Raw genomic sequence first — 22082 nt, 5'->3', positions numbered from 1 at the left:
GTCGGGCTCAGCGGGCCGGGTTTGCTCGGACGATTCACGTCCGAAACGCCCTGCCCTTGGCAACTTGGAGGTTACATGAACGTTTTGAAGAGCCTCGTGCTCGGCTCCGCGGCAGGTCTCGTCGCGCTGACCGGCGCTCAGGCAGCTGATCTTCCCGTCAAGGCGAAGGCGGTCGAATATGTGAAGGTCTGCTCGCTCTACGGCGCAGGCTTCTACTACATCCCGGGCACCGACACGTGCCTGCGTATCGGCGGCGCGCTGCGCCTCGACGTCGCCTTCAACGGCAACACGTACGATGCGCCGTTCTGGCAGGGCGGCGTCGGCGGCTCCAATTCCTACAATCGCAACTACTACGCGACCCGCGAGCGTCTGAACCTGTTCGTCGACACCCGCACCGCCACCGAATACGGCGTGCTGCGCACCTACGCGAACATGCAGTTCGACTTCAGCCAGGGTCGCGAGAACCTCTCCGGCGGTTACACCGAAGTCGACTTCGCCTTCATCCAGTTCGCCGGCTTCACCCTTGGCAAGGCGGTGTCGCAGTTCGATCCGCAGTGGGCGCTGTCCAAGCCGACGATCTCGTCTGCCTTCTTCGGCGGCTCCAACAACGCCACCGGCATCCCGCAGATCGCCTACACTTGGCAGTTCGGCAACGGCGTGTCGGGCACTCTGTCGCTCGAGAGCGCCGATCCGTACCGCAATGCCGGCATCGTCAACACCAGCTTCGCCTTCATCGGTCCGTTCGGCTCGGCCACCAGCGGCTATGGCACCACCAGCAACAGCTTCCTCGGCAACGCCGAGCTCGGCAACCATGTGCCGGATATCGTCGGCAACCTGCGCGTCGACCAGGCCTGGGGCTCGCTGCACTTCGCCGCGGCAGCGCATGAGATACACGGCACGTATTACACCTCGACTGATAGCGGCAGCGGACATCCGAGCTCGACCTGGGGCTATGCGCTGACCGGCGCGTTCGAACTCAAGAACCTGCCGACCGGCGCGGCCGACAGCCTGAAGGTCGAAGCGAGCTTCGCCAACGGCGCCGCCAAATACGTGTTCGGCGGCACCGTCGACACCAACGGCGCGGGCCGCTTCGCCAAGATCGGCGACAACGGCATCGCGTTCGGCTACGTGCTCGATGGCGTCTATGCCGGCACCAACGCTACCAACGGCTCCAGCATCGCCAAGAGCACCGCCTGGGACGTCAGCGGCTATTACGAGCACTACTGGAATCCGGCCTGGCGCACCTCGGTATTTGGTTCGTACAGCCAGATTTCGTACGGCTCGACCGGCGATGCACTGCTGAGCGCGGCGGCCAACGGCACCCTGCTGGGCACCGGCTCCTTCAATGGCACCAACACGGGCGATTGGAAGTTCAGCATCGCCCAGGTCGGTACCCGTACCGCCTGGACCCCGGTGAAGAACCTCACGCTGTCGGCTGAATTCATCTACAGCCGGCTGCACACCAACCTGAACGGCACCTGGACAACGACGGGCACCTCGGTCCCGGGCGTCGCCGGCGGTACCGCCTATCAGATCAAGGACCAGAACCTCTACAACGGCGCGGTCCAGATCATTCGCAGCTTCTAAGCGTCTGATAACGAAAGGAGACTCTTCAACGTAGACCTCCAAATGGGACCTCCGGCGATGCCCCGCCGGAGGTCTTTTTCTTTTGGGCGAATGAAGCGGCATGAAGCGGCGCTGCCGCGATCCGTGACGCGATACGGCGCAGAAGCCGCCGAACAGTCTCAGCGGCGGATGGAGCGACGCAGGGGCGGCCTCGTCAATGCAACGGGTGATTGCGGCGCGCGGCGTCCACCGCTCGGGCTCAGGTCCTCGGTGCCGGCGGCTTCGGTCGCGGCGGGCCATCCACGGCCGGCAGCGATTTGAGATAAGCGGCGATCGCGGCACGATCGGCCTCGCCGAGATGCTCGGTGTTACGGATCACCTTGGTCATCGAGCCTCCGGCAGAATCGCCCTCCGGCGTCTCTCCGGTCGCGAGAAAATAGGCTATCGCCTTGTCCGACCAGCCCGCCAATCCCTTCTGCGTGATGTTCGGCACCCATCCCTCTCCTTCCGGATTGGGACCGCCGGCAAGGCGCTGCGAGACGACGATGCCGCCCAGCGCATTGCGCGGGCTGTGGCACTCGGCGCAGTGACCGAAGCCGTCGACGAGATAGGCGCCGCGATTCCATACCGCGTCACGCGCGGGATCAGGCGTGAAGGATTTGCCGTCCAGGAACAGGAATTTCCAGAACCCGACATTGCGGCGTATGTTGAACGGAAAGCGCAGGTCGTGGTCAGGCACCTTGCCGGCGACCGGCGGCAACGTCTTCAAGAAGGCGAACAGATCGCGTACGTCCTCGACCCTGACACGCTGGTAGGAACCATAGGGAAAGGCCGGATAATAGTGCGTGCCCTGGGGCGAGGTGCCCTTGAGCACCGCGGTCACGAAATCGGCCTCGCTCCAGCGCCCGATGCCATCGACCGGATCGGGAGAAATATTGGGCACATGAAAGGTGCCGAACGGCGAGGACATGGCGAGCCCGCCGCCGAGCCGCAGGCGATCCGGCTGACCCGGGACGGCGTGACAGGAAGCGCAGCCGCCGACATTGAAGGCGATGCGGCCGTTGTCGAGATCCGGCGTATAGGCTGCAAGCGTGCTGGCTGGCACCACCGTCGGCAGGGTGATTACCCAGAACAACCCGAGACCGGTCATTGCGGCGAGAGCGGCGAGACCGAACAGCTTGCGAAGCATGGAATGACAGCGCGGTGGACCGATTGAGACCGGGACGGGCTTGAATCGAGCGCCATCCCGGCGGCGAAGAGCAGGTTACTTCTTCACCCGATAGAGCTCGTGACAGCCGCCGCAGTCCTTGCCGATGCCGCCGAAAGCGGTCTTGAAGCTGGCAAGGTCGGTGACGCTGGCGCCGGCGGCCTTGGCATCCGTACCCAGCTTGGCGAGGCGCGCATCGAAATCCGCCTTGTTGGTCCAGATTGCCGGCAGGGCAGCGGTCTCGCCGCCGTCCTTGGAATTGTCGGGAAACAGCGTCGGCGCCTTGGCCGAAGTCTCCTCGAAAACGGCGAAAATCGCCTTGGCTTGCGCAAGGTCGAACGGAGCTTCACCGCGAATCATGGCGCCGCCGGCGCCAGCCTGCTTGCCGGTGGCTTTCATCAGGGCCTTACGCGCGGCAATCGGATCCTGAGCTGCAACGGTATTGATCCCGAGGACCAGCGCCCCCGCGACAATGAACAGACGCTTCATCGAACAAATCTCCCCTGGGCAGGTATGCCCGCACGGCAATGGCGGCTGATACCACGGCCGTCGTGGCCATGGTACCTGGACACATCGTCCCGATCCTCAACACCTCGCCGAGGCCCTTATTCCGCGGCGCTGCGGCCCCGTCTTGCCTTGTCGATCTCCATCCAGACCCGCTCGGCCGTTGCCGGCATGTCGATCTGGTCGATGCCGAACTCGCGCCACAGCCCGTCGATGACGGCGTTGACGAGAGCCGGACAGGAGCCGATCGCCCCCGCTTCGCCCGCGCCCTTCACTCCCAGGGGGTTGGTCTTGCAGGGCACGTTCAAGGTCTCGAACTGGATTGCAGGACCATCGGAAGCGCGCGGCAGCGCGTAGTCCATGAACGTGCCGGTGACAAGCTGGCCGCTCTGCGGATCGTAGACCGCCTGCTCCATCAACGCCTGACCGATGCCCTGCATGGTGCCGCCATGAACCTGGCCAGCCAGCAGCAGCGGATTGAGGGTGACGCCGAAATCATCGACGATCACATAGTTGACGACCTTGACCGCGCCCGTATCCGGATCGATTTCGACCTCGGCGACATGGGTGCCGTTGGGATAGGTCCCATCAGCACTGCTGAAGCTCTCGCTGGCCTGGAGCTTGGGATTGTCGCTGCCGGCGCGGGCGGCGAGATCGGCGAAAGCAATGCTGCGGTCGGTGCCGGCGACACGGATCGCACCGCCGCTGATCTCGAGGTCACTACTGCCGGCTTCGAGCGCCTCGGCGGCGATATCCTTCAGGGCTTCGCCGAGTTTGCGGGTGGCACGGTCGACGCTGACGCCCCCCGAGGGGATCGACGATGAGCCACCGGTACCGAGCCCGGTCGGGATCAGGTCGGTGTCGCCCTGAATGATGTGGACCCGCTCCGGCTGCAGCCCGAACTGCTCCGCGACGAGCTGGGCATAGGCGGTCTGATGGCCCTGCCCGCTCGACTGGGTCCCGATCAGGATGGTGACATCACCATTGGGATCGAGCTTCACCTGCGCGGTTTCCTCGCCCATGGTGCCGCAGACCTCGACATAGCTCGCCAGACCGATGCCGCGGATGCGCCCAAGTTTCTTGGCCGCTTTGGCGCGCTTGGGAAAATCCTTCCACTTCGCGGCCTCCATCGCCCGCTTCAAATGGCCGGCGAAATCGCCGGAATCATAGACCTTGCCGGTCGCCGTCTTGTAAGGCAGCGCGCGGCTCGGGATGAAATTCTTGCGCCGGATCGCATCCGGCGTGATGCCGAGCTTACGTGCGGCAGCGTCGACCAGCCGCTCGATGACATAGGCAGCCTCAGGCCGCCCCGCGCCGCGATATGCATCGACCGGCACGGTGTGCGTGAACACCGTGCGGATGCGACAGTGAAACGCGCGGATGTCGTAGAGACCGGGCAGCATGCCGGCGCCGCCATAGGGAATGTAGGGCGCGAAGGTCGAGAGATAGGCCCCCATGTCGGAAACGAGATCGACGTCGAGGCCGAGAAAGCGACCGTCCTCGGCCAAAGCCATGCGCGCGGTCGTGATGTTGTCGCGGCCCTGGGCATCGCCGACGAAATGATCCGCCCGGTCCGCCACCCATTTGACCGAACGGCGCAACTTGCGCGCGGCAAGCGCCGCCAGAGCGTATTCGCGATAGGGAAATAGCTTGGTGCCGAACCCGCCGCCCACGTCGGGGCAGATTACCCGCATCTTCTCCCGGGGGATCTTCAGCACCATGTCACACAGGATTTCGCGCAGCCGATGACTGCCCTGGCTGCCGATGGTGAGCGTCAGGTGATCGGCGCCGATATCATAATCGGCGACCACCGCCCGCGTTTCCATGAAGTTGGTAACGATGCGCGGATTGACGATCGAGATCTCGGCAACCGCATGCGCGCCGGCGAATGCCTTTTCGGTCGCGTCCCTGTCGCCGATCTCGACGTCGAACAACAGGTTGCCGGGATGGTCCGGCCAGACCTGCGCCGCGTCCTTGCCGAGCGCCGCGGCAGCGCCGACGGCGGCGGGCAGTGGCCGCCAGTCGACCGTGATCGCCTCAAGGGCGTCACGCGCACGTTCGATGGTTTCTGCGATGACGAAAGCGACGGCGTCTCCGACGTGTCGAACCTCGTCACGGGCGAGGATCGGATATGGCGGAGCCGTGAAGGGATTGTCCGGCAGGTTGAACAGGCATGGCAGTCCGCCCAGTTCGGCGGTGTCTTCGGCCGTCAAGACCGCCGCCACCCCCGACAGGTTCCGTGCCGCGGAAACGTCGATGGTGAACCGCGCATGGGCATGAGGCGAACGCAGCACCAGGGCGTGAAGCGTCTTCTGCGGCATGAAGTCGGCAGTGTAATGGCCTCTGCCGCGAATCAGCGCATCGTCTTCCTTGCGGCGGACGCTGTGGCCGACGCCGAATTTGAGGGGAGCCAAAGCCATGACCTCTCCACGCGATGATCGGAAAGCACGCTGGCGCCAATCGGCCCCCGAAGCGGTTCCCGAAGAAAGAGCCTATCTTGCCGCCTCTCCGCAGTCAGCGCAAATCTTTCGCGCAGCAGCGATCGACGCCGGCACGCCAATCTTTGGAGCCGATCCTCTTCGCGCTCCAGTTGATTGATGTGGATCTGACGCTCATATCCGCATCGCAGCGAATTCGTCGTACGCGCGTCAGATCCAAAACCGCACTAGAATCATAACGATGCCAGTGTCCCGTCTCCGAATGACCGTTTCATTTGCCGCACGGTCGGACGATCATTCGGAGACAAAGGGGCACTAGCAAAATCAAAAAGCAAGTGTGGCTTATGTCTCGCAATTGCCTACAGGGGCTTGCCGCAAAGGCGGTAGGCAATTGCGAGACGCCACACTAGCATCCCTTTGGGACTAACGTTCGAATGAGAGCCCGCTGCAAGCGGGATACGAACGCCAGAACCGGAATACTAGTGTTCCGTCTCGCAAATCAGTTTAAATAATCTTGGTTGCTTCGGGCAAGCAGGAGCTGAGAGGATGGCGCGTCCCGTCAAGGTACTTACCGCCGATGCGGAGACACGGGCTGAACTCCAACGGAGGGCCAATGCTCCGACCAGTGCGCATCGCGATCGTTTTCGAGCAAAAATTATTCTGCTGCGTCTGGAGGGGGTGAAAATCGAGCTCGTCGCCGAGCAGATGGATACATCGATGCCAACGGTGTCGACATGGTCCAGCCGGTTCGAGGCACACGGGCTCGACGGCCTCGACGACAAGGGCGGACGCGGACGCAAGCCCTCGATTACAGAGAAGAAAATCGAGCGTGTCATCACCGATGCCACGCGTCCGCCGAAGAACCGCAAGCGTTGGAGCGTGCGCAGCATGGGCCGCCATGCCGGAGTATCGCACAGTACTGTGCAGCGGATCTGGTCAAAGAATGACTTGAAGCCCCACATTGTAAAGACGTTCAAGCTCTCGAATGATCCGGAGTTTGAGAAAAAGTTCTGGGACGTGATCGGGCTCTACCTCGATCCGCCAGCGAAGGCGCTGGTGTTATGCTGCGACGAGAAGAGCCAATGCCAGGCTCTGGAACGCACTCAACTTGGCTTGCCGCTTGCCCCGAAGCGTCCCCGGACAATGACTCACGATTACACCCGGCATGGCACGATTACGTTGTTTGCTGCCCTCGATGCGATGAAAGGCAAGTTGATCGCGCGCACCGAGGCGCGTCACACTCACATCGAATGGCTCAGGTTCCTGAAACAGATCAATCGCGAAACGCCCGAGGAACTCGACATCCATCTGATCCAGGACAACTATGCCACGCATAAGCATCCAAAGGTCAAGGCTTGGCTCGCCCGTCACCCGCGCTTCAAGTCGCACTTCACGCCGACATCTTCGTCCTGGATGAACCTCGTCGAACGCTTCTTCGCTGATTTAACCGCCGACGTGATACGCTCGGGCAGCTTCGCTTCCATCGGCGAACTCGTCCGCGACATCGAAGCCTATCTCTCCGATCGCAATGCCGCCCCGAAGCCCTACACGTGGAGGGCCGAGGGCGCGGCCATCCTCGAAAAAATCAACCGCGCCCGCGCCGCCCTCGACAAAATCGAGGCAGCGTGAGTTATTGCAAGGCAATTGAGAGTCAGGACACTAGTGTCCTGTCTCCGAATTACCGCTACGTTTGCCTCGCACTCGCACGGTCATTCGGAGACATAGGGACACTAGCAAAATCAAAGTCCTAGTGTGGCTTATGTCTCGCAATTGCCTACGAGAGGGTTGCCGCAAAGGCGGTAGGCAATTGCGAGACGCCACACTAGCTCACAAGCCCGAGGATCCAGCGCCGCCCGAACAACAGCAGAATAGACAGGCCATAAATCACCGCGCCGACGAGGATCAGCACGGCGAGCATGATCTCGGCGGCCAACGGCACGGTGCCGAGGCCGCCCAGCAGCATCAGACGTTTCGTCGCCCACAATCCCGCCGCCAGGACCACGCCGCTGGCGGCAAATTTGACCAGCGCGTTGCGGAATCCGGCGTCGAATTGCAGATAATCGGCCCGGATGGCGAAGCCGATCACCAGCAGGAGATTGACCCAGGCCCCGACGGCGGTGGCGAGCGCCAGGCCGATCTGGGCAAGCGAGCCGATCAATGCGAGCTTGAGCGCCACGTTGACGGCGACCCCGGTGAGCGCCGCCTTGACGGGCGTCGCGGTGTCCTTGCGGGCATAGAAGGTGGCGACGGCACCGCGGATCAGCACGAAGGGAATGAGGCCGACGGCATAGGCCGCGAGCGTCTGCGCAGCAGATGCGGCATCCGCCCTGGTGAAGGCACCATGGGCGAACATCGCCCGCATGATGACGTCGGGAACCGTGAGGAAGGCCGCGACGAAGGGTACTGACAGCAACAACGTAAGCTCGAAGGCGCGACGCTGCGAGGCGTGCGCGCCCGCGTGGTCGCCGGCAGCGAGCCGCCGCGACATGTCGGGAAGCAGCACTGTGCCGACGGCGATGCCGATCACGCCGATCGGCAGCTGATTGAGGCGATCGGCGTAATACAGGGCCGAAAGCGCGCCGGCAGGCAGGAATGTGGCGATGATCGTATCCGCGAACATCGCGACCTGGGTGCCCATCGACCCCAGCGTCGCCGGGCCAAGCACGGCGAAAAAGGATCGGACCTCCGCATCGCGCCTTGGGGCGGTGAACTTCGGCAGGCCGCCATGGCGTGCGGTATCGGCGGCAAGCAGCAGGTACTGCAGAAAGCCCGAGATCAGCACGCCCCATGCGGCGGCATGGCCGGCGCTGGGAAACAAGGATGCCAGCGTCAGAGCTGCCATCATCGCAAGATTGAGAAAGATCGGTGCGGCGGCGGCGCTGGCGAAGCGATGCATGACGTTGAGCATGCCGCCATAGAGGGTCACCAGGGTGATCAGCAGCAGATATGGAAATGTGATCCGGGTCAGCTCGATGGCCAGCTGGCGCTGCGCCGGATCATCGGAGAAGCCTGGAGCCAGGATCGCCATGGCCTGCGGCATGAACAGCCACGCAAGCACGAGAAGAACGACCTGGGAAATGAAGAGAAGCGTGAAGATCCGATCGGCGAACAGCCGCGCCGTGACCTCGCCCTTTTCGCCGTGGACGTGGGCGTAGGCCGGCACGAAGGCGGCATTGAAGGCGCCTTCGGCGAAGATCGCGCGAAAATGGTTGGGCAAACGGAGTGCGACGAAGAAGGCGTCCGCCACTGGCCCGGCGCCGAGGATCGCCGCAAGCATGATGTCGCGCGCGAAACCCGTGAGCCGCGACAGCAGGGTGTATCCGCCGACGGTGAAAATTCGCCCGAGCATGCACGCGCTCCTAAATGAAGCCGGCGGAAAAAGCCACGCTCGCGACTTGGCGCGCCTCAGGCCAGCGCGCTGCGCACCGCGGCGATCACCCGATCCTGGGTCGCCGCGTCGAGGTAGGCGTGCATGGGCAGGCTGATGACGTCGGCCGACAGCCGTTCGCTCACCGGCAGCCCGCCCTCGGCGACAGGATATTGGCGATAGGCTGTCTGCTGATGCAGCGACTTCGGATAGTAGATGGCGGTCGGCACCCCGAGCGCCTTCAGCCGCGCTGCGAAGCCGTCGCGGTCCTGGTGCGGAAGGCGGATGGTGTATTGCGCCCAGACCGAGACGTTACCAGGCACGACCTGAGGAACCTTGACGACATCGGCGAGCGCCGCGTTGTAACGTGCGGCGACGCGATTTCGGGCGTCAATCTCGTCCTGGAAAATCTTGAGCTTTTCGATCAGAACCGCCGCCTGCATGGTGTCGAGGCGGGCAGTCAATCCGAGCCGGACGTTATCGTATTTGTCGCTGCCCTGGCCATGGACGCGAACGCTGCGCAGCGTCTCGGCGAGATCCGCGTCGTCGGTGAAGATCGCGCCGCCATCGCCGTAACAGCCAAGCGGCTTGGCCGGAAAGAAGCTCGTGGCGGTGGCGAGGCCGAAGGCGCCGAGTCGCCGCCCCTTGTAGGTGGCGCCAAAGCCTTGGGCGGCATCGTCGAGCACGAACAGCCCGTGGCTGCGCGCGACCTCGGCCACCGCGTCATGATCGGCGCTCTGGCCGAACAGGTCGACGGGAATGACCGCACGTGGTGCCAGGCCGAGCTTCATCGCAGTCGCGATGCCCCGGGCCAGCGATGCGGGATCGATGTTGAAAGTGGTCTCGTCGACATCGACGAAAACCGGCGTCGCGCCGGTAAGGGCGACCACCTCGCCGGTGGCGCAGAACGTGAACGACGGACAGAACACCGCGTCACCGGGCTTGATACCCTTCGCCATCAACACCATCAGCAGGGCGTCGGTGCCACTGGCGCAGCTCACCACATGACGGGCGCCGCAGAATGCCGCGAGATCGGCCTCGAATTGGGCGACTTCCGGACCATTGACGAACTGACAGTGGTTGACGACGCGCAGCACGGCGGCATCCATGGCGGCGCCAATGCGGCGACGCTGGGCGCCGAGATCGATGAAGGGAATGGCTTGCTGCGTATGCTGGTTCATGCGGTCCTGCGCAGGATTGACAAAGATCGGATCACTCGGCGGCGCGGCGGACGGCCTCGCGACCGGTATTGGCGGGCGTCGCGTGCAACAGGCAACGGATGGCGATGGCGAGGCTGGCGACGCCTTCGTCGCCGGTCACCGCCGGAGCTCCGGCTCTGCTCACTGCGTCGATGAAGGCCATCAGTTCGGCGCGCAGCGGCTCGTCGTGACCGACCGGAAGATGACGCATGGAATAGCTGCCGTCGGGCTGAAAGCCGAAACATTCGGTCACCTGCCGCGTCAACAGATCGCCCATGACGTATTTGCCGCGAGTCGCCACCGTGACGCTCCGTGCCTTGAACGGCGTCAGCCAGTTGGTGTTGATATGAGCCAGTACGCCGGACGCGGTCCGGAACTGCAGCAGCGCGATGTCCTCGCGCTCGGCGACAGCGCTGGAGAGCTGGGGTTGCACCTCGACGATGTCCGATTCGGTAAACCAGCGGATGAGGTCGATATCGTGCACGGCGAGATCGATGACGACACCGACATTCGACATCCGCGGCGGGAAGGGACCGACACGGGTGATGCCTATCGAGAGGATGTCCTCGCCTTTGATCGCCTGCTTGATAGCGACGACGGCCGGATTGAAGCGTTCGACATGGCCGACCATCAGGGTGACGCCGGCCTTGCGTGCCGCCTCGACGATCTCATGACCCTCGTCCACTGTGGACGCGATCGGCTTTTCGACCAGCACATGCACCCCGCGACCGATCAGGGTCAGCGCGATCTCATGGTGGAGATGGGTCGGCGCGGCGATGGTGACGGCATCAACGCCGGCATCGAGCAGCTCGTCGAGGCCCGCGAACGTCCGGCAGCCAACCAGATTCTCCGCGCGGGTTCGATGCGCCGGAAGGGGATCGACGATGCCGGTCAGAGTGATGCCAGGCAGGCCGGCCAAAACCCGGGCATGGTTGCTGCCCATCACCCCGGCCCCGACCACGCCGACACGGAGGGTGGTTCGTGCGCCCGGCGCCACGTTCGTCGATGACATCAAAAAGACCCCTGCAAACCCCAGATCGGCGCGCGTTCCCCCCGCGCCGCGGCTGGTCTAGCACGCCATCGGCGGCGATGCGAACCTTCGAGGGGCCGCAGTAAACACGTTTTGATTCAGACAATTACAATGAATCAAAAGGGCTTGCGGGGCACAGCTGAAGTCCGCGCGGGGCTAGACATCCGACCGCAGCCTAGGAGCGCTTGTAGTCGTCCTCGATGCGGATGATGTCATCCTCGCCGAGGTAGCTGCCGGTCTGAACCTCGATCAGCTCCAGCGGGATCTTGCCCGGATTTTCCATCCGATGGACGGCGCCGATCGGGATGTAGATCGATTCGTTTTCGTGGACCATCTTCTGGGCGCTGTCGACAGTGACCAGGGCTGCCCCTCGCACCACGATCCAGTGCTCGGAACGGTGGTGGTGCTTCTGCAGCGACAGCCGGCCGCCGGCCTTGACCACGATGCGCTTGACCTGGTGACGGTCGCCGGTGTCGAGCGACTGATAGGAGCCCCAGGGCCGGTGGACCTTGAGATGGTCCTCGGTCACCTGCGGCGCGACCTTGCGCAGCCTGCCGACGAGGCGCTTGAGCGCACCGGGCTCCTTCTGCCGCGACACCAGGATGGCATCCTCCGTGGCCACGACCACGAGGTCCTCAACGCCTTCCAGCGCCACCAGCGCCTTGTCGCTGGAGACGTTGCAGTTGCGTGCCCCCTCGAACACCGCATGGCCCTGGGCCACATTGCCGTCGGCGTCCTTGGCCGACAGCTCCCATACGGCGTGCCAGGAGCCGACATCCGACCAGCCGCAGGCCACGGCCACCACGGCTGCGCGAGACGTCTTCTCCATCACTGCGTAGTCGATCGAGATCGCCCGTGCCCGCTCGAACGAATCCTTGTCGAGGGTGACGAAGCCGAGGTCGCGCCCCGCTTTCGTCACCGCGGCCGTCACGGTCTCGATACTTTCCGGATCGACGAGGGCATATTCGGACAGCAGCGTATCGGCGCGAAACATGAAGTTGCCGCTGTTCCACAAATAGCCGTCGGCGACATAAGTCGCCGCCGTCGCCGCGTCGGGCTTCTCGACGAATTTGGCGACGGTCCGGACCTGGCCGGTGATCGCCTCACCCGGTTGGATGTAGCCATATTCGGTAGAGGGATGCTCCGGCGTCACGCCGAAGGTGACGATGTGGCCGGCGTCGGCCGCTTCGAGACCGCGCCGGCAGGCGGCGACGAAGGCGGGCGCGTCCCGCACGACATGATCGGCCGCGAGCGCCAGCACCACCGAATCCGCGGCGCGGCTGCGAGCGAAGGCCGCTCCAGCGGCGATCGCCGGGCCGGAATCGCGCCGCGCCGGCTCGAGCAGCACGTCAGCCTCCAGCCCGATCTCGGCAAGCTGCTCCAGCACCATGAAGCGATAGGCCGCGTTGGTGATGACGATCGGCCTGTCGAACAACGCGGGGTCAGACACCCGCTGTACGGTATCCTGGAACGTGGACTGCGCCCCGAACAGGCGAAGGAACTGTTTGGGTCGTCCCTCGCGCGAAGCCGGCCATAGCCGCGTGCCGGCGCCGCCGCACATGATCAGGGGAATGATGCGTCCGCTCATCGATGAAACCTTCAAGATTTGTGATAATCGCGAAACCAGCGGATGAAGCGACCGACGCCGTCCTCAATGCTGGTTGCAGGACGAAAGCCGACATCGCGCATCAGGTCGTCGACATCGGCATAGGTCGCGGGCACGTCACCCGGCTCCATCGGCGCCAACTCCCGGATGGCACGGCGCCCGAGCGCCGATTCGAGCACCTCGACCACATGGAGAAGCTCTTCCGGCTTGTTGTTGCCGATATTGTAGATCCGCCATGGCGCCGTGCTGGCGCTCGGATCGGGTTTTGCGCCGGACCATCCCGGGTCGGGCTGCGCCGGACGATCGACCAGACGAACGATCGCCTCCACCACGTCATCGACATAGGTGAAGTCGCGCTGCATCTTGCCGTGATTGAACAGCTTGATCGGACGGCCTTCGAGGATCGCCTTGGCGAAGATATACATCGCCATGTCCGGTCGGCCCCAGGGCCCGTAGACGGTGAAGAAACGCAGGCCCGTCGCCGGCAGTCTGAACAGATGGCTATAGGCATGCGCCATCAGTTCGTTGGCCTTCTTGCTTGCGGCATAGAGGCTGATCGGGTGATCGACGTTGTCATGCACCGAGAATGGCAGCTTGGTATTGGCGCCATAGACCGATGACGACGACGCGAACAACAGGTTGCGGCAGCCGTTGTGGCGACAGCCCTCGAGAATATTGGCAAAGCCGTCGAGATTGGCCGAGATATAGGCCTGTGGATTCTGCAGCGAGTAGCGCACGCCGGCCTGGGCAGCGAGGTGCACAACCACCGGAAAGCGTCCCTTGACGAACAGCTCTGCGGTGCCGGCGCCGTCGGCAAGATCGTGCTTCACGAACGTGAAGCGAGGATCGTTACGCAAGATGTCCAGCCGCGCCTGCTTGAGCGCCGGATCGTAATAGTCGTTGAGATTGTCGACGCCCGTGACGCTGCGGCCCATCTGCATCAGACGTTGGGCAACGTGGAAGCCAATGAATCCCGCGGCTCCGGTAACGAGGATCGATTCGCTGGAATTGGAACTGGTCATCGGATCGGCCATCATAACCGCCACAATTCGATGCCGGCCGGCACCGTGGAGCGGTCAAGCCGGTTCTTGATGTCGAGCACAAGCCCCTCCCCTTTGATGAGCAGGCGCTGGATCGCAGGCCAGCCACCGTCGATGTAATCGCGATGTGCGACCGCCAGGATGACGCCGTCGGCAGGCGCAAGCTCATCCAGCGCAGACAGCGTCAAGCCGTATTCGGCCTGTACGTCCGCTGGATCGGCGAACGGATCGTGGATCTGGACCTTCAGCCCAAAGGATCGCAGTTCGGTCACGATGTCGACCACCTTCGAATTCCGCGTATCGGGCACGTCCTCCTTGAAGGTGAGCCCGAGGATCGTGACAGTCCCGGCAGCCCCGCTTCTGCGCAGAAGGGCGCGGACGCACTCGCGGGCAACATGCTGGCCCATGCTGTCATTAATGCGGCGGCCTGACAGAATGACCTGTGGATGATAGCCGGCCTTTTCCGCCCGGTGCGTCAGGTAATAGGGATCGACTCCGATGCAGTGGCCGCCGACCAGCCCCGGCTGAAACGGCAGGAAGTTCCACTTGGTGCGCGCCGCGGCCAGTACGTCGCCAGTGTCGATGCCGAGGGCATGGCAGATCAGCGACAGTTCATTCATGAAAGCGATGTTGAGATCACGCTGGGTGTTCTCGATGACCTTGGCGGCCTCGGCGACGCGGATCGACGGCGCACGATGAATGCCGGCCTTGACCACCGAACCATAGACGTCGGCGACAATCTGAAGAGTCTCTTCATCCTGCCCCGAGACCACCTTGGTGATGGTCTCGAACCGGTGCTCCCGGTCGCCCGGATTGATGCGTTCCGGCGAATAGCCGAGCTTGAAATCGACGCCGCTGCGCAGGCCGGAGGCGGCCTCTAGCACCGGGGCGCAATCCTCCTCGACGGCGCCCGGATAGACGGTCGATTCGTAGACGACGATATCGCCCTTCTTCAGCACGGCGCCGACCGTGCGCGATGCCGACAGCATGGCGCCGAGATCTGGATTGCGGGCGGCATCGATCGGCGTCGGCACCGTAACGATGAAGAAATCACATGCGGCCAGCTCGCCAGGGTCGCAAGTAAAACGGAGCGCATCCTGTCTCAGATCGGCGCTGTCGACCTCACGGGTGCGATCTCGGCCGTCGCGTAGTTCGGCGACCCTGCTCCCGTCAATATCGAAACCGACGACCCGCCGTCCGTCCCGCGCGAACGCCACCGCCACAGGCAGGCCGACATAGCCGAGCCCGATGACCGCGATTTTGCGCTGGTGAGCCACGACTTCTCCAAAACCCTTCAAATGCCATCTTCCGGGAACACGGCCCCCCGAGACCGGTCCTGGGCAGCCGATGCCTGTTTAGCCGCGCCATGGCGGTCACGGCAAGGGAGCCCCCGCTATTGCCAACAGACGGCGAAAGCCATACCAAGCGGCCGGCGGCCCTCAGGGGGGATTTTCCGAACCGAACCGCCTAAGGTCCTGGATTGGGATTGGTTTCCCGCTGACAAGGGCACGCCCCGGTTCTTGAACTGTTTTCCACCCGTTCTGAAGGCCGGTCGGCCACCATGCAAAAGTTCATCCTTGTCACGGCCAAGATCCTGATTTCGGGCGCCCTGCTCTACCTGGCGCTGCGCGGGGTCAATGTTGCGGCGATCCTGGCACGAATGAACCAGATCAATCCGCTCTGGATCGCTGCCGCCGTGATGGTCACGCTGCTGCAGATCGTGCTTGGCGCGGTGCGCTGGCGCCTGATTACCGGGCCCTGCGGCGCGCCCTTGACCATTACGCAGGCCCTGCGCTTCAATCTGATCGGATCCTTCTTCAATCAGACCTTGCCGTCGTCCATTGGCGGCGACGCGGTTCGGCTGTGGCTCCTGAGCCGGACCGGTGCCGGCTGGCGGGCGGCGACCTATTCGGTGCTGGTCGACCGTGCCATCGGCCTGATCGCGCTGGCCGTCATCATCGTCGCGAGCCTGCCATGGAGCTGGCGCCTGATCGGCGATGCCCGTGGACGGGCCGCACTGACCCTGGTTGATTTTGCCGCCCTCGCCGCCGGCCTGGGCTTTCTGGTGTTTGGCCAGATCCGCTGGAACTTTCTCGCCACCTGGTTACCGACGCGACATATCCATGCCTGTGCCGTGCTCGCCAATAGAGTGGTGTTCGACCGCGAGCGCGGCCCATTGATCGCCATTCTGTCGCTGATGGTCCATGTGCTCACGGTCGTGATCGCCTGGGCGGTGGTGCGCTCGATCGCGGCCCCCGCCGATTTCGCTCAGGTGTTTCTGCTGATCCCGCCGATCGTGCTGATCACCATGCTGCCGATTTCGATCGCCGGCTGGGGCGTGCGCGAAGCCACGATGATGATGGCGTTTGGCTATGCCGGACTGCCGCAGGCCGATGGCCTTGTCGTGTCCCTGCTCTATGGCGCCGTGTCCTTCCTGGTCGGCGCCTTCGGCGGCCTCGTCTGGGTCGCCAGTGCCGAAAAAGCGGCGAAGGGCAGCGCCACCATGGAGCTGCCCCAGGAGGAAATCGGCTCGGGCGCTACTGCGCCTTGATGCGGAAGAAGGCGAAGACCACCATCTTCAACAACAGCCAGCCGTGGCTGAACCGCGAGATCTGGGTTTCGCCGTAGGAGCGCGCGGCATAGCGGATCGGCATGTCGATCGATTTGAGGTTCAGCTTCGAGGCGCCGAAGATCAGGTCGAAATCGCCGAATGGATCGAAATCGCCGAAATAGGCCTTGCCGGCCTTAAGCCGCTGATAATCGCTGCGCCGCATCACCTTGGTGCCGCACAACGTATCAGTGTAGCGCTGGTTGAGAAGCCAAGAGAACAGATAGGAAAACGTCCGATTGGCGATCAGGTTGAGAAAGCGCATGGCGCCCTGATCCATCGCGTAGACGAGGCGCGAGCCATTGATGAATTCGCCCTTGCCGGAATGCAGCGCCTCCCAGAATTTCGGCAATTGCTCCGGCGGCATCGTCAGGTCGGCATCGAGAATCATCAGCACGTCGCCCCGCGCCGCTTCGAAAGCCGTGAACACCGCATCGGCCTTGCCCTTGCCCGGCTGCACCATCGTTTTGATATCGCGGTCAGGATGGGCTGCCTTGACACGCTCCATCTCGGCGAAGGTGCCGTCCTTGCTGTGGCCTTCGATGAAGATGATTTCGATGTCGTCGCAGAATTTCGGAATGCGCTGCACCGCCGGCTCGATGTTGCCGCGCTCGTTGCGCGCCGGTACCACGACGGTGACCGACTTGACTTCTTCGCCCCGCGCCCGCAGCGAGCGGCAGACCACGTAATGACGCAGCGACAGCGCCCGGAATCCCGGCAGGATACTGATGAAGCGGTTCAGGAAGCGACCGAGGCCGAGCAGCCGCATCGGCGAAAGCACCCGCTGCTCCGATTTGACGGGATCGAAGTCCGCGAGCGCAGCCAGCGCGGCCACGTCCGCCGGCGACAGAACATTCTGTTCCGGATAGGACATGCGCAGCTGGAGGCGATCCGCCAGAGTGAGCAGCGGATACCACAGATGAGAGAAGTAGCCGATCACCAGCCTCGTCTCACGCGTGCAAAGCCCGTGCAGGCGGGCGAGAAAGGCCTGGCAGTCGTCGATGGCGCCGATCGCGTCGAGCACCAGGACATAGTCGAACGGTCCGCCAAGCGCGGCAATGGTCGCCGGATCCTCAGCGTCGCCCTCGACGAAGGACAAATCGGGATGACGGCGGCGCGCCTCGGCGATCATCGACGGACTGAAATCGACGCCGACGCCGCGGCTCGGCTTGAGGGCGGCAAGGGTGTCGCCGGTGCCGCAGCCGATCTCGAGGACGCGGGCCCCCTCCGGAATGAGAAAGCGCAGATAGTTCTGGTCTTCACTGTGAAAAAAGCCGGCGCGCGCGCGCCACTCGGTACGCGTCGCGGCGAATTTTTCGGAATGGGCCAGAATGGCCGCCTTGCGGCTGGACAGCGAAATCATGCGGGCTGGACTTCAGAACTCTCGGGAGGGACGGTGGCGGGCCGACGGCCACCCCACTGGTCGAGCCAGCTTTGCGCCATCAGTACGTTCCATAGCCAATACGCATGATCGCGTCGACCCGCCATGTGTTCGTTCAGGCGCGTCGCGATCGCAGCCGGGGCGAACAGCCCCTGCTGGCGCAACCGCCCGGGCGCGAGCAGATCGCCTGCCCAGCCGCGTAACGGCCCGCGCAGCCATTCGGCGAGCGGAATGCTGAATCCGGTCTTCGGCCGATCGACCAACTCGTGCGGCACGTACTTGTAGAGCACCTGTCGGACCAGCCATTTGCCCCGCCCCTCGCGCACCTTCATCGAGGGCGGAATACGGACAGCGAATTCAGCCACATCCGGATCGAGGAAGGGTACCCGCGTCTCCAGGCTCACCGCCATGGCTGCGCGGTCGACCTTGTGCAGGATGTCGTCGCTGAGATAGTTCAGGGCGTCAGCCAGCGTCATACGGTCGAGCGGAGCAAGCGGGGCGGCCAATCTGCGCATTTCGCTCGCAGCCCAGCCGTCTGCCTCGGCCCCCCCGAGCACGGTCGCCCCGGGATCGGAATCGATCGAGCAAAGCAGGCGATACATATCGTCGAGCGAGCCCGCACCCAGGATGCTTGCGAGTTTGGCCGCCTGGGCGCCCGCCCTCCGGACCCGCAGACCCGCCGGCATAATGGGGTTCGCGATCCGCGACAGCGTGTCGATCGGCTCCGGAGACAGGCCGCGCAAAAGCGTCGACACCAGCGCACGCAGCCAGGCCGGCCGCGACAGCACCCGCGCATTCAAAGTCTCGCCCCAGACGTGACGATTGTAGCCGCCGAACAACTCGTCGCCCGCATCACCCGACAACGCCACTGTGACATGGCGACGCGCCAGCATGGCCACGAGATGCGTCGGGATCTGCGAGGAGTCCGCGAACGGTTCGTCGTAGATCCGCGGCAATTGAGGAATGACGTCGCGAGCCGTGCCGGCATCGATCCGCCATTCCGTGTGATCGGTGCGAAGATGCGATGCGACCCGACGCGCGTCCTGCGCCTCGTCATAGGCGCTCTCGGCGAAGCCGATGGTGAAGGTGCGTACCGGCACCATCGTATTCGCCTGCATCAGCGCCACGATGGTCGAGGAATCGATCCCACCGGAAAGAAAGGCTCCGAGCGGCACGTCGGACAGACATTGACGCCGGATCGCCGCGGAAAGCACGCGCTCGAGCTCGCCGACGGCCTCCGCCTCGTCGGTGATGCGCGCGGACTGAGCCGCCACCATCGTGTCGGCATAAGACCAGTAGCGCGCAGGCTTCGGCAGTTCGCCGGTTGCCGCGTGCGCCGCGAAACTGATCTCGGTGCCCGGCGGCAGCTTGAATATGCCCTCCCAGATGCTGGCCGGCGCCGGCACGTATGAATACCGCATGAAGGATGTCAGCGCGGCGCGATCGAGCACCGGAGCCCAAGCCGGATGCGCCGCCAAGGCCTTCAACTCGGAGCCGAAGACGAGATCGCCGCCACACCAGCCGTAGTAAAGCGGCTTCTCGCCGAAGCGGTCGCGCGCCAGCGTCAGCGTACGGGCATCGGCGTTCCATAATGCGAAGGCGAACATGCCGGCAAGGCGCCTCAGCGCGGCCGTTACGCCCCAGTGCGCCACGGCCGCGAGAAACGTCTCGGTATCCGAGTGGCCGCGCCACCGCGGCGCGGCACCGGCCGCCTCGAGCGCTGCGCGGAGCTCGAGATGGTTATAGATCTCGCCGTTGAACGTGACGGTGAATCGGCCGCAGGCGCTGCGCATCGGCTGGCTGCCCGCCTCGGTGAGATCGAGGATTGAGAGACGGCGGTGGCTGAATGCGACCCCGACCTGCGGATCGCTCCAGAGCCCTGCGGCGTCCGGCCCCCGATGGGACAACGCCTCGCCCATCCGTACGGCGCAGCCGGCAAGCGCGCTGGCATCGCCCCCTCCCGGTCGATAAAGGCCGGCGATGCCGCACATCAGACGGTCGTTCCGGCTGCGGCAGAGCTGGACTGGTGCTCCTGCCGCAAGTCTCGGCGCAGCATCTGCCAGCGTTCCGCGACGCTCGCCGGCACGGCGCGCAGGCGTTGCCGCTGCATGACGGCGTTGAGGCCGGCGCCGATGGTGACGACATCCACGCCGCCCTTAGCGAGATGGGCCGCGATTCCTCCCAGCGCCGGGAGGTACTCGCCATGCGCGCCACCGTAACGCCAGATCGAACGGATCGACGCATGGCGGCCGGGAAGGATCTTGGCGAGATCCAGCCGGTTCTGCCGGTAGGCGAGCAGGATTTCGTCGAGGGCACCGAAACGACTGTGACGATGGCTGCGCAACAGGAGGTCCTGGTCTTCGGCCTTGAGCAGCGCGGAATCATAAGGGTTGGCGCGGAACCACGCGGCCCGGCCGCACCAGGTCGGATGCGGCATGGGAATGCCCTCAAAGGGCCGGCCAACCATCTCGTCGTGACCAGTGAAGACCGGCAGGATTCCGATCAGCGCGCCGGCGTCATTGAAGACCACGGCGCTGCTGGCGAGGAGATCAATCGACGGATCGTTGCGCAAGGCATTGATCTGACGCTCGAGCCGCTCGGGAAAGCAGATGTCGTCGGAATCCATCCGGGCGATGAATTCGCCCCGCGCGAGACCGATGGCCTGATTGAGCCGTGCGGCAAGGCCTCTGCTCTCGGCCTCCCGCACCACACGGATGCGAGGATCAGCAAAGCCCTCCACCACCGCAGCGCTGGCATCGTGCGAGCCGTCGTCTATGACGACCAGCTCCCAGCTCGACAACGTCTGGAGCTGCAGCGATCGCACCGCCTCAGCGACGGTAGCCGCGCTGTTGCGCATGGACATGATCACGGAGACGAGAGGCGCGGCCGCGTCCCGCGCTGGCTTGAGGGCGCTCATGTCAGCTTTCGAGGTAAAACAAGCGGCCGGGTAGCCCGCCTGCCCGGAAGGTGCGCTCGCCGGCGCACCGCCACGACAGCTCGAAGAGAATGCGGCGCGCCGCCCGTGGACCGCGCTCAAACCCGAAAATCAATCTCAAGGGCCCGACCAGCACAGACCGAAGCCAGCCTGCGCCCGAGCGGCGGAACCTGGCGATAGCGGGCGCAAGCGCATCCGGCGATAGACCCCAAGGGGTTCTCATCCGATCCGCCGAGAGCATGCAGACATGATCGAGGATTTGTTCGAAACGCCGCCGGTAGGTATGTTCGGCAGCCGTACGCTCATACCCCGCATTCGCGATCGCATCGCGCTGCTCCGGTTGGGCGAGATAGTGGCGCGCCATTCTCACCAGTTCATCAGGCGAGGAAAACGTCGCGACCTCGCGGCCGGGTTGGTAATATCGCTCGAGGCCAGGCGCGCTCTCGGTCAGCAGAAAGCCGCCTGAACCGGGAACCTCGAACGTGCGCGCCTTGATCTGACGTCCCCCGCCGGCACGCAAATGACCGCCCGGGCCTTCTCCCGAGAAATTCAGAGCAATGCGCGACTCGCGCGCGATCCGAGCGATGGCCTCGGTATCAACAACTCCGTTTTCGCTGCCATGACCGAAACAGTCGACGGTTATGCCAGCATCACGTAGCCCCGCGATCCAGGCGGCGCGATAGCCATAGAGGCTGCCGACGAAGCTGACGTCGCGTCGACAGTCAGCCGCAGGAATGGGCCGCATCAGAGAGCCGTCCGACGCGGCCCATTGCGACAGCAGCACGTTGCGGTGTCCGAGTGCAGTGGCTCTCTCCGCCGCGGCCGGGGCGGTCGTCACATGCAGGTCAACATGGGCGGCAAAAAACCGCGAAGCTTGGACAAACTTCCAAGAGTCGTCGGTCCCCCAATTGACGACGAGCGCCGGGCAGTGGCTGCGAATAGCGTCGAGCGTGTCGAACCAGATCTCATAATGCATCAGCACGCAGAAGATGATCTCAGGCCGGAACGCGATCACCCGGTCGAGAAGCGCCGCATTCAATTCGGCGAAATCCCGATACGATGAACGGTTTCCGGAATCGAAGACCTCCACCTCGTGGCCAAGTTCGCGAAGCGCCGGGACGAAATGAACGTAATCGTAGTTCTCGCCCCGTTCCGGCCGACCGTAGGCGTACTGGCTGAGGACGCACAGAACCTTCATGAT

Annotated in this window: 16 protein-coding genes; 3 read left to right on the top strand and 13 right to left on the bottom strand. The window is 64.0% G+C overall.

Annotated features, from left to right (window positions below; all coding sequences use genetic code 11):
* Positions 1-75: 75 nt before the first annotated feature.
* Positions 76-1587 (top strand): porin, encoded by a 1512-nt coding sequence (locus tag DB459_RS17560; protein ID WP_253706556.1) that lies wholly within the window; start codon positions 76-78, stop codon positions 1585-1587.
* Positions 1588-1825: 238 nt separating this feature from the next.
* On the opposite strand, the gene DB459_RS17555 is transcribed toward DB459_RS17560, so the two are convergent.
* The 3 genes from DB459_RS17555 to DB459_RS17545 all read right to left on the bottom strand — a co-directional run bounded on the left by DB459_RS17555 (position 1826) and on the right by DB459_RS17545 (position 5691).
* On the bottom strand, positions 1826-2755 hold the full coding sequence (locus tag DB459_RS17555; RefSeq protein ID WP_253706555.1) for a cytochrome c: 930 nt from the start codon (positions 2753-2755) through the stop codon (positions 1826-1828).
* Between the two features lie 75 nt (positions 2756-2830).
* A complete protein-coding gene (locus DB459_RS17550; protein ID WP_253706554.1) occupies positions 2831-3262 on the bottom strand; it encodes a cytochrome c in 432 nt (143 codons plus the stop codon).
* A 116-nt stretch (positions 3263-3378) separates the two neighbouring features.
* Positions 3379-5691 carry a xanthine dehydrogenase family protein molybdopterin-binding subunit gene (locus DB459_RS17545; RefSeq protein WP_253713611.1) on the bottom strand — a complete coding sequence of 771 codons (2313 nt, stop codon included), beginning with the start codon at positions 5689-5691 and terminating at the stop codon, positions 3379-3381.
* A gap of 570 nt (positions 5692-6261) precedes the next feature.
* Here DB459_RS17545 and DB459_RS17540 point away from each other — a divergent pair.
* Positions 6262-7344, top strand: coding sequence for an IS630 family transposase (locus tag DB459_RS17540; RefSeq protein ID WP_253706553.1), 1083 nt, complete (start codon positions 6262-6264; stop codon positions 7342-7344).
* A gap of 193 nt (positions 7345-7537) precedes the next feature.
* Here the strand turns inward: DB459_RS17540 and murJ are convergent, their stop codons facing one another.
* The 6 genes from murJ to DB459_RS17510 form a co-directional block, all read right to left on the bottom strand.
* A complete protein-coding gene (murJ, locus tag DB459_RS17535; protein WP_253706552.1) occupies positions 7538-9064 on the bottom strand; it encodes a murein biosynthesis integral membrane protein MurJ in 1527 nt (508 codons plus the stop codon).
* 56 nt (positions 9065-9120) lie between these two features.
* The gene (locus tag DB459_RS17530) at positions 9121-10263 is read right to left on the bottom strand and encodes a DegT/DnrJ/EryC1/StrS aminotransferase family protein (RefSeq protein WP_253706551.1); all 1143 of its coding nucleotides are present in this window, start codon (positions 10261-10263) and stop codon (positions 9121-9123) included.
* Between the two features lie 31 nt (positions 10264-10294).
* Positions 10295-11293, bottom strand: a complete 999-nt coding sequence (locus tag DB459_RS17525; protein WP_253706550.1) for a Gfo/Idh/MocA family protein — start codon at positions 11291-11293, stop codon at positions 10295-10297.
* Positions 11294-11486: 193 nt separating this feature from the next.
* Positions 11487-12899 (bottom strand): mannose-1-phosphate guanylyltransferase/mannose-6-phosphate isomerase, encoded by a 1413-nt coding sequence (locus DB459_RS17520; protein ID WP_253706549.1) that lies wholly within the window; start codon positions 12897-12899, stop codon positions 11487-11489.
* 11 nt (positions 12900-12910) lie between these two features.
* Complete coding sequence (locus DB459_RS17515; RefSeq protein WP_253706548.1) at positions 12911-13939, bottom strand: NAD-dependent epimerase; 1029 nt, start codon at positions 13937-13939, stop codon at positions 12911-12913.
* A gap of 11 nt (positions 13940-13950) precedes the next feature.
* The gene (locus DB459_RS17510) at positions 13951-15234 is read right to left on the bottom strand and encodes a nucleotide sugar dehydrogenase (protein ID WP_253706547.1); all 1284 of its coding nucleotides are present in this window, start codon (positions 15232-15234) and stop codon (positions 13951-13953) included.
* Between the two features lie 284 nt (positions 15235-15518).
* On the opposite strand from DB459_RS17510, the gene DB459_RS17505 reads away from it, so the two are divergent.
* Positions 15519-16508, top strand: coding sequence for a lysylphosphatidylglycerol synthase transmembrane domain-containing protein (locus tag DB459_RS17505; protein WP_253706546.1), 990 nt, complete (start codon positions 15519-15521; stop codon positions 16506-16508).
* Here DB459_RS17505 and DB459_RS17500 read toward each other — a convergent pair.
* Genes DB459_RS17500 through DB459_RS17485 form a run of 4 tightly spaced genes read right to left on the bottom strand, consistent with a single transcriptional unit; the run spans position 16495 to position 22079 of the window.
* Complete coding sequence (locus DB459_RS17500; RefSeq protein ID WP_253706545.1) at positions 16495-17928, bottom strand: glycosyltransferase; 1434 nt, start codon at positions 17926-17928, stop codon at positions 16495-16497. The two genes, DB459_RS17505 and DB459_RS17500, sit on opposite strands and share 14 nt — an antisense overlap.
* Positions 17925-19937 carry an asparagine synthase (glutamine-hydrolyzing) gene (gene asnB, locus DB459_RS17495; RefSeq protein ID WP_253706544.1) on the bottom strand — a complete coding sequence of 671 codons (2013 nt, stop codon included), beginning with the start codon at positions 19935-19937 and terminating at the stop codon, positions 17925-17927. Before asnB ends, DB459_RS17500 begins: the two co-directional genes overlap by 4 nt.
* Positions 19937-20863, bottom strand: a complete 927-nt coding sequence (locus DB459_RS17490; protein ID WP_253706543.1) for a glycosyltransferase family 2 protein — start codon at positions 20861-20863, stop codon at positions 19937-19939. Before DB459_RS17490 ends, asnB begins: the two co-directional genes overlap by 1 nt.
* Position 20864: 1 nt before the next feature.
* The gene (locus DB459_RS17485; protein ID WP_253706542.1) at positions 20865-22079 is read right to left on the bottom strand and encodes a glycosyltransferase; all 1215 of its coding nucleotides are present in this window, start codon (positions 22077-22079) and stop codon (positions 20865-20867) included.
* Between the last annotated feature and the right edge of the window lie 3 nt (positions 22080-22082).

It is taken from the genome of Bradyrhizobium sp. WD16, from assembly GCF_024181725.1.
Lineage (GTDB): Bacteria > Pseudomonadota > Alphaproteobacteria > Rhizobiales > Xanthobacteraceae > Bradyrhizobium_A.
The sequence above is the reverse complement of the archived record's forward strand: the minus strand, read 5'-3'. Positions and strand labels throughout refer to the sequence as shown.

Excerpts from the sequence above, each read along its gene's own strand:
- DB459_RS17560 (WP_253706556.1), top strand. The coding sequence starts at position 76 with ATGAACGTTTTGAAGAGCCTCGTGCTCGGCTCCGCGGCAGGTCTCGTC.
- DB459_RS17555 (WP_253706555.1), bottom strand. The coding sequence starts at position 2,755 with ATGCTTCGCAAGCTGTTCGGTCTCGCCGCTCTCGCCGCAATGACCGGT.
- DB459_RS17550 (WP_253706554.1), bottom strand. The coding sequence starts at position 3,262 with ATGAAGCGTCTGTTCATTGTCGCGGGGGCGCTGGTCCTCGGGATCAAT.
- DB459_RS17540 (WP_253706553.1), top strand. The coding sequence starts at position 6,262 with ATGGCGCGTCCCGTCAAGGTACTTACCGCCGATGCGGAGACACGGGCT.
- murJ (WP_253706552.1), bottom strand. The coding sequence starts at position 9,064 with ATGCTCGGGCGAATTTTCACCGTCGGCGGATACACCCTGCTGTCGCGG.
- DB459_RS17530 (WP_253706551.1), bottom strand. The coding sequence starts at position 10,263 with ATGAACCAGCATACGCAGCAAGCCATTCCCTTCATCGATCTCGGCGCC.
- DB459_RS17525 (WP_253706550.1), bottom strand. The coding sequence starts at position 11,293 with ATGTCATCGACGAACGTGGCGCCGGGCGCACGAACCACCCTCCGTGTC.
- DB459_RS17520 (WP_253706549.1), bottom strand. The coding sequence starts at position 12,899 with ATGAGCGGACGCATCATTCCCCTGATCATGTGCGGCGGCGCCGGCACG.
- DB459_RS17515 (WP_253706548.1), bottom strand. The coding sequence starts at position 13,939 with ATGACCAGTTCCAATTCCAGCGAATCGATCCTCGTTACCGGAGCCGCG.
- DB459_RS17505 (WP_253706546.1), top strand. The coding sequence starts at position 15,519 with ATGCAAAAGTTCATCCTTGTCACGGCCAAGATCCTGATTTCGGGCGCC.
- DB459_RS17500 (WP_253706545.1), bottom strand. The coding sequence starts at position 17,928 with ATGATTTCGCTGTCCAGCCGCAAGGCGGCCATTCTGGCCCATTCCGAA.
- asnB (WP_253706544.1), bottom strand. The coding sequence starts at position 19,937 with ATGTGCGGCATCGCCGGCCTTTATCGACCGGGAGGGGGCGATGCCAGC.
- DB459_RS17490 (WP_253706543.1), bottom strand. The coding sequence starts at position 20,863 with ATGAGCGCCCTCAAGCCAGCGCGGGACGCGGCCGCGCCTCTCGTCTCC.
- DB459_RS17485 (WP_253706542.1), bottom strand. The coding sequence starts at position 22,079 with ATGAAGGTTCTGTGCGTCCTCAGCCAGTACGCCTACGGTCGGCCGGAA.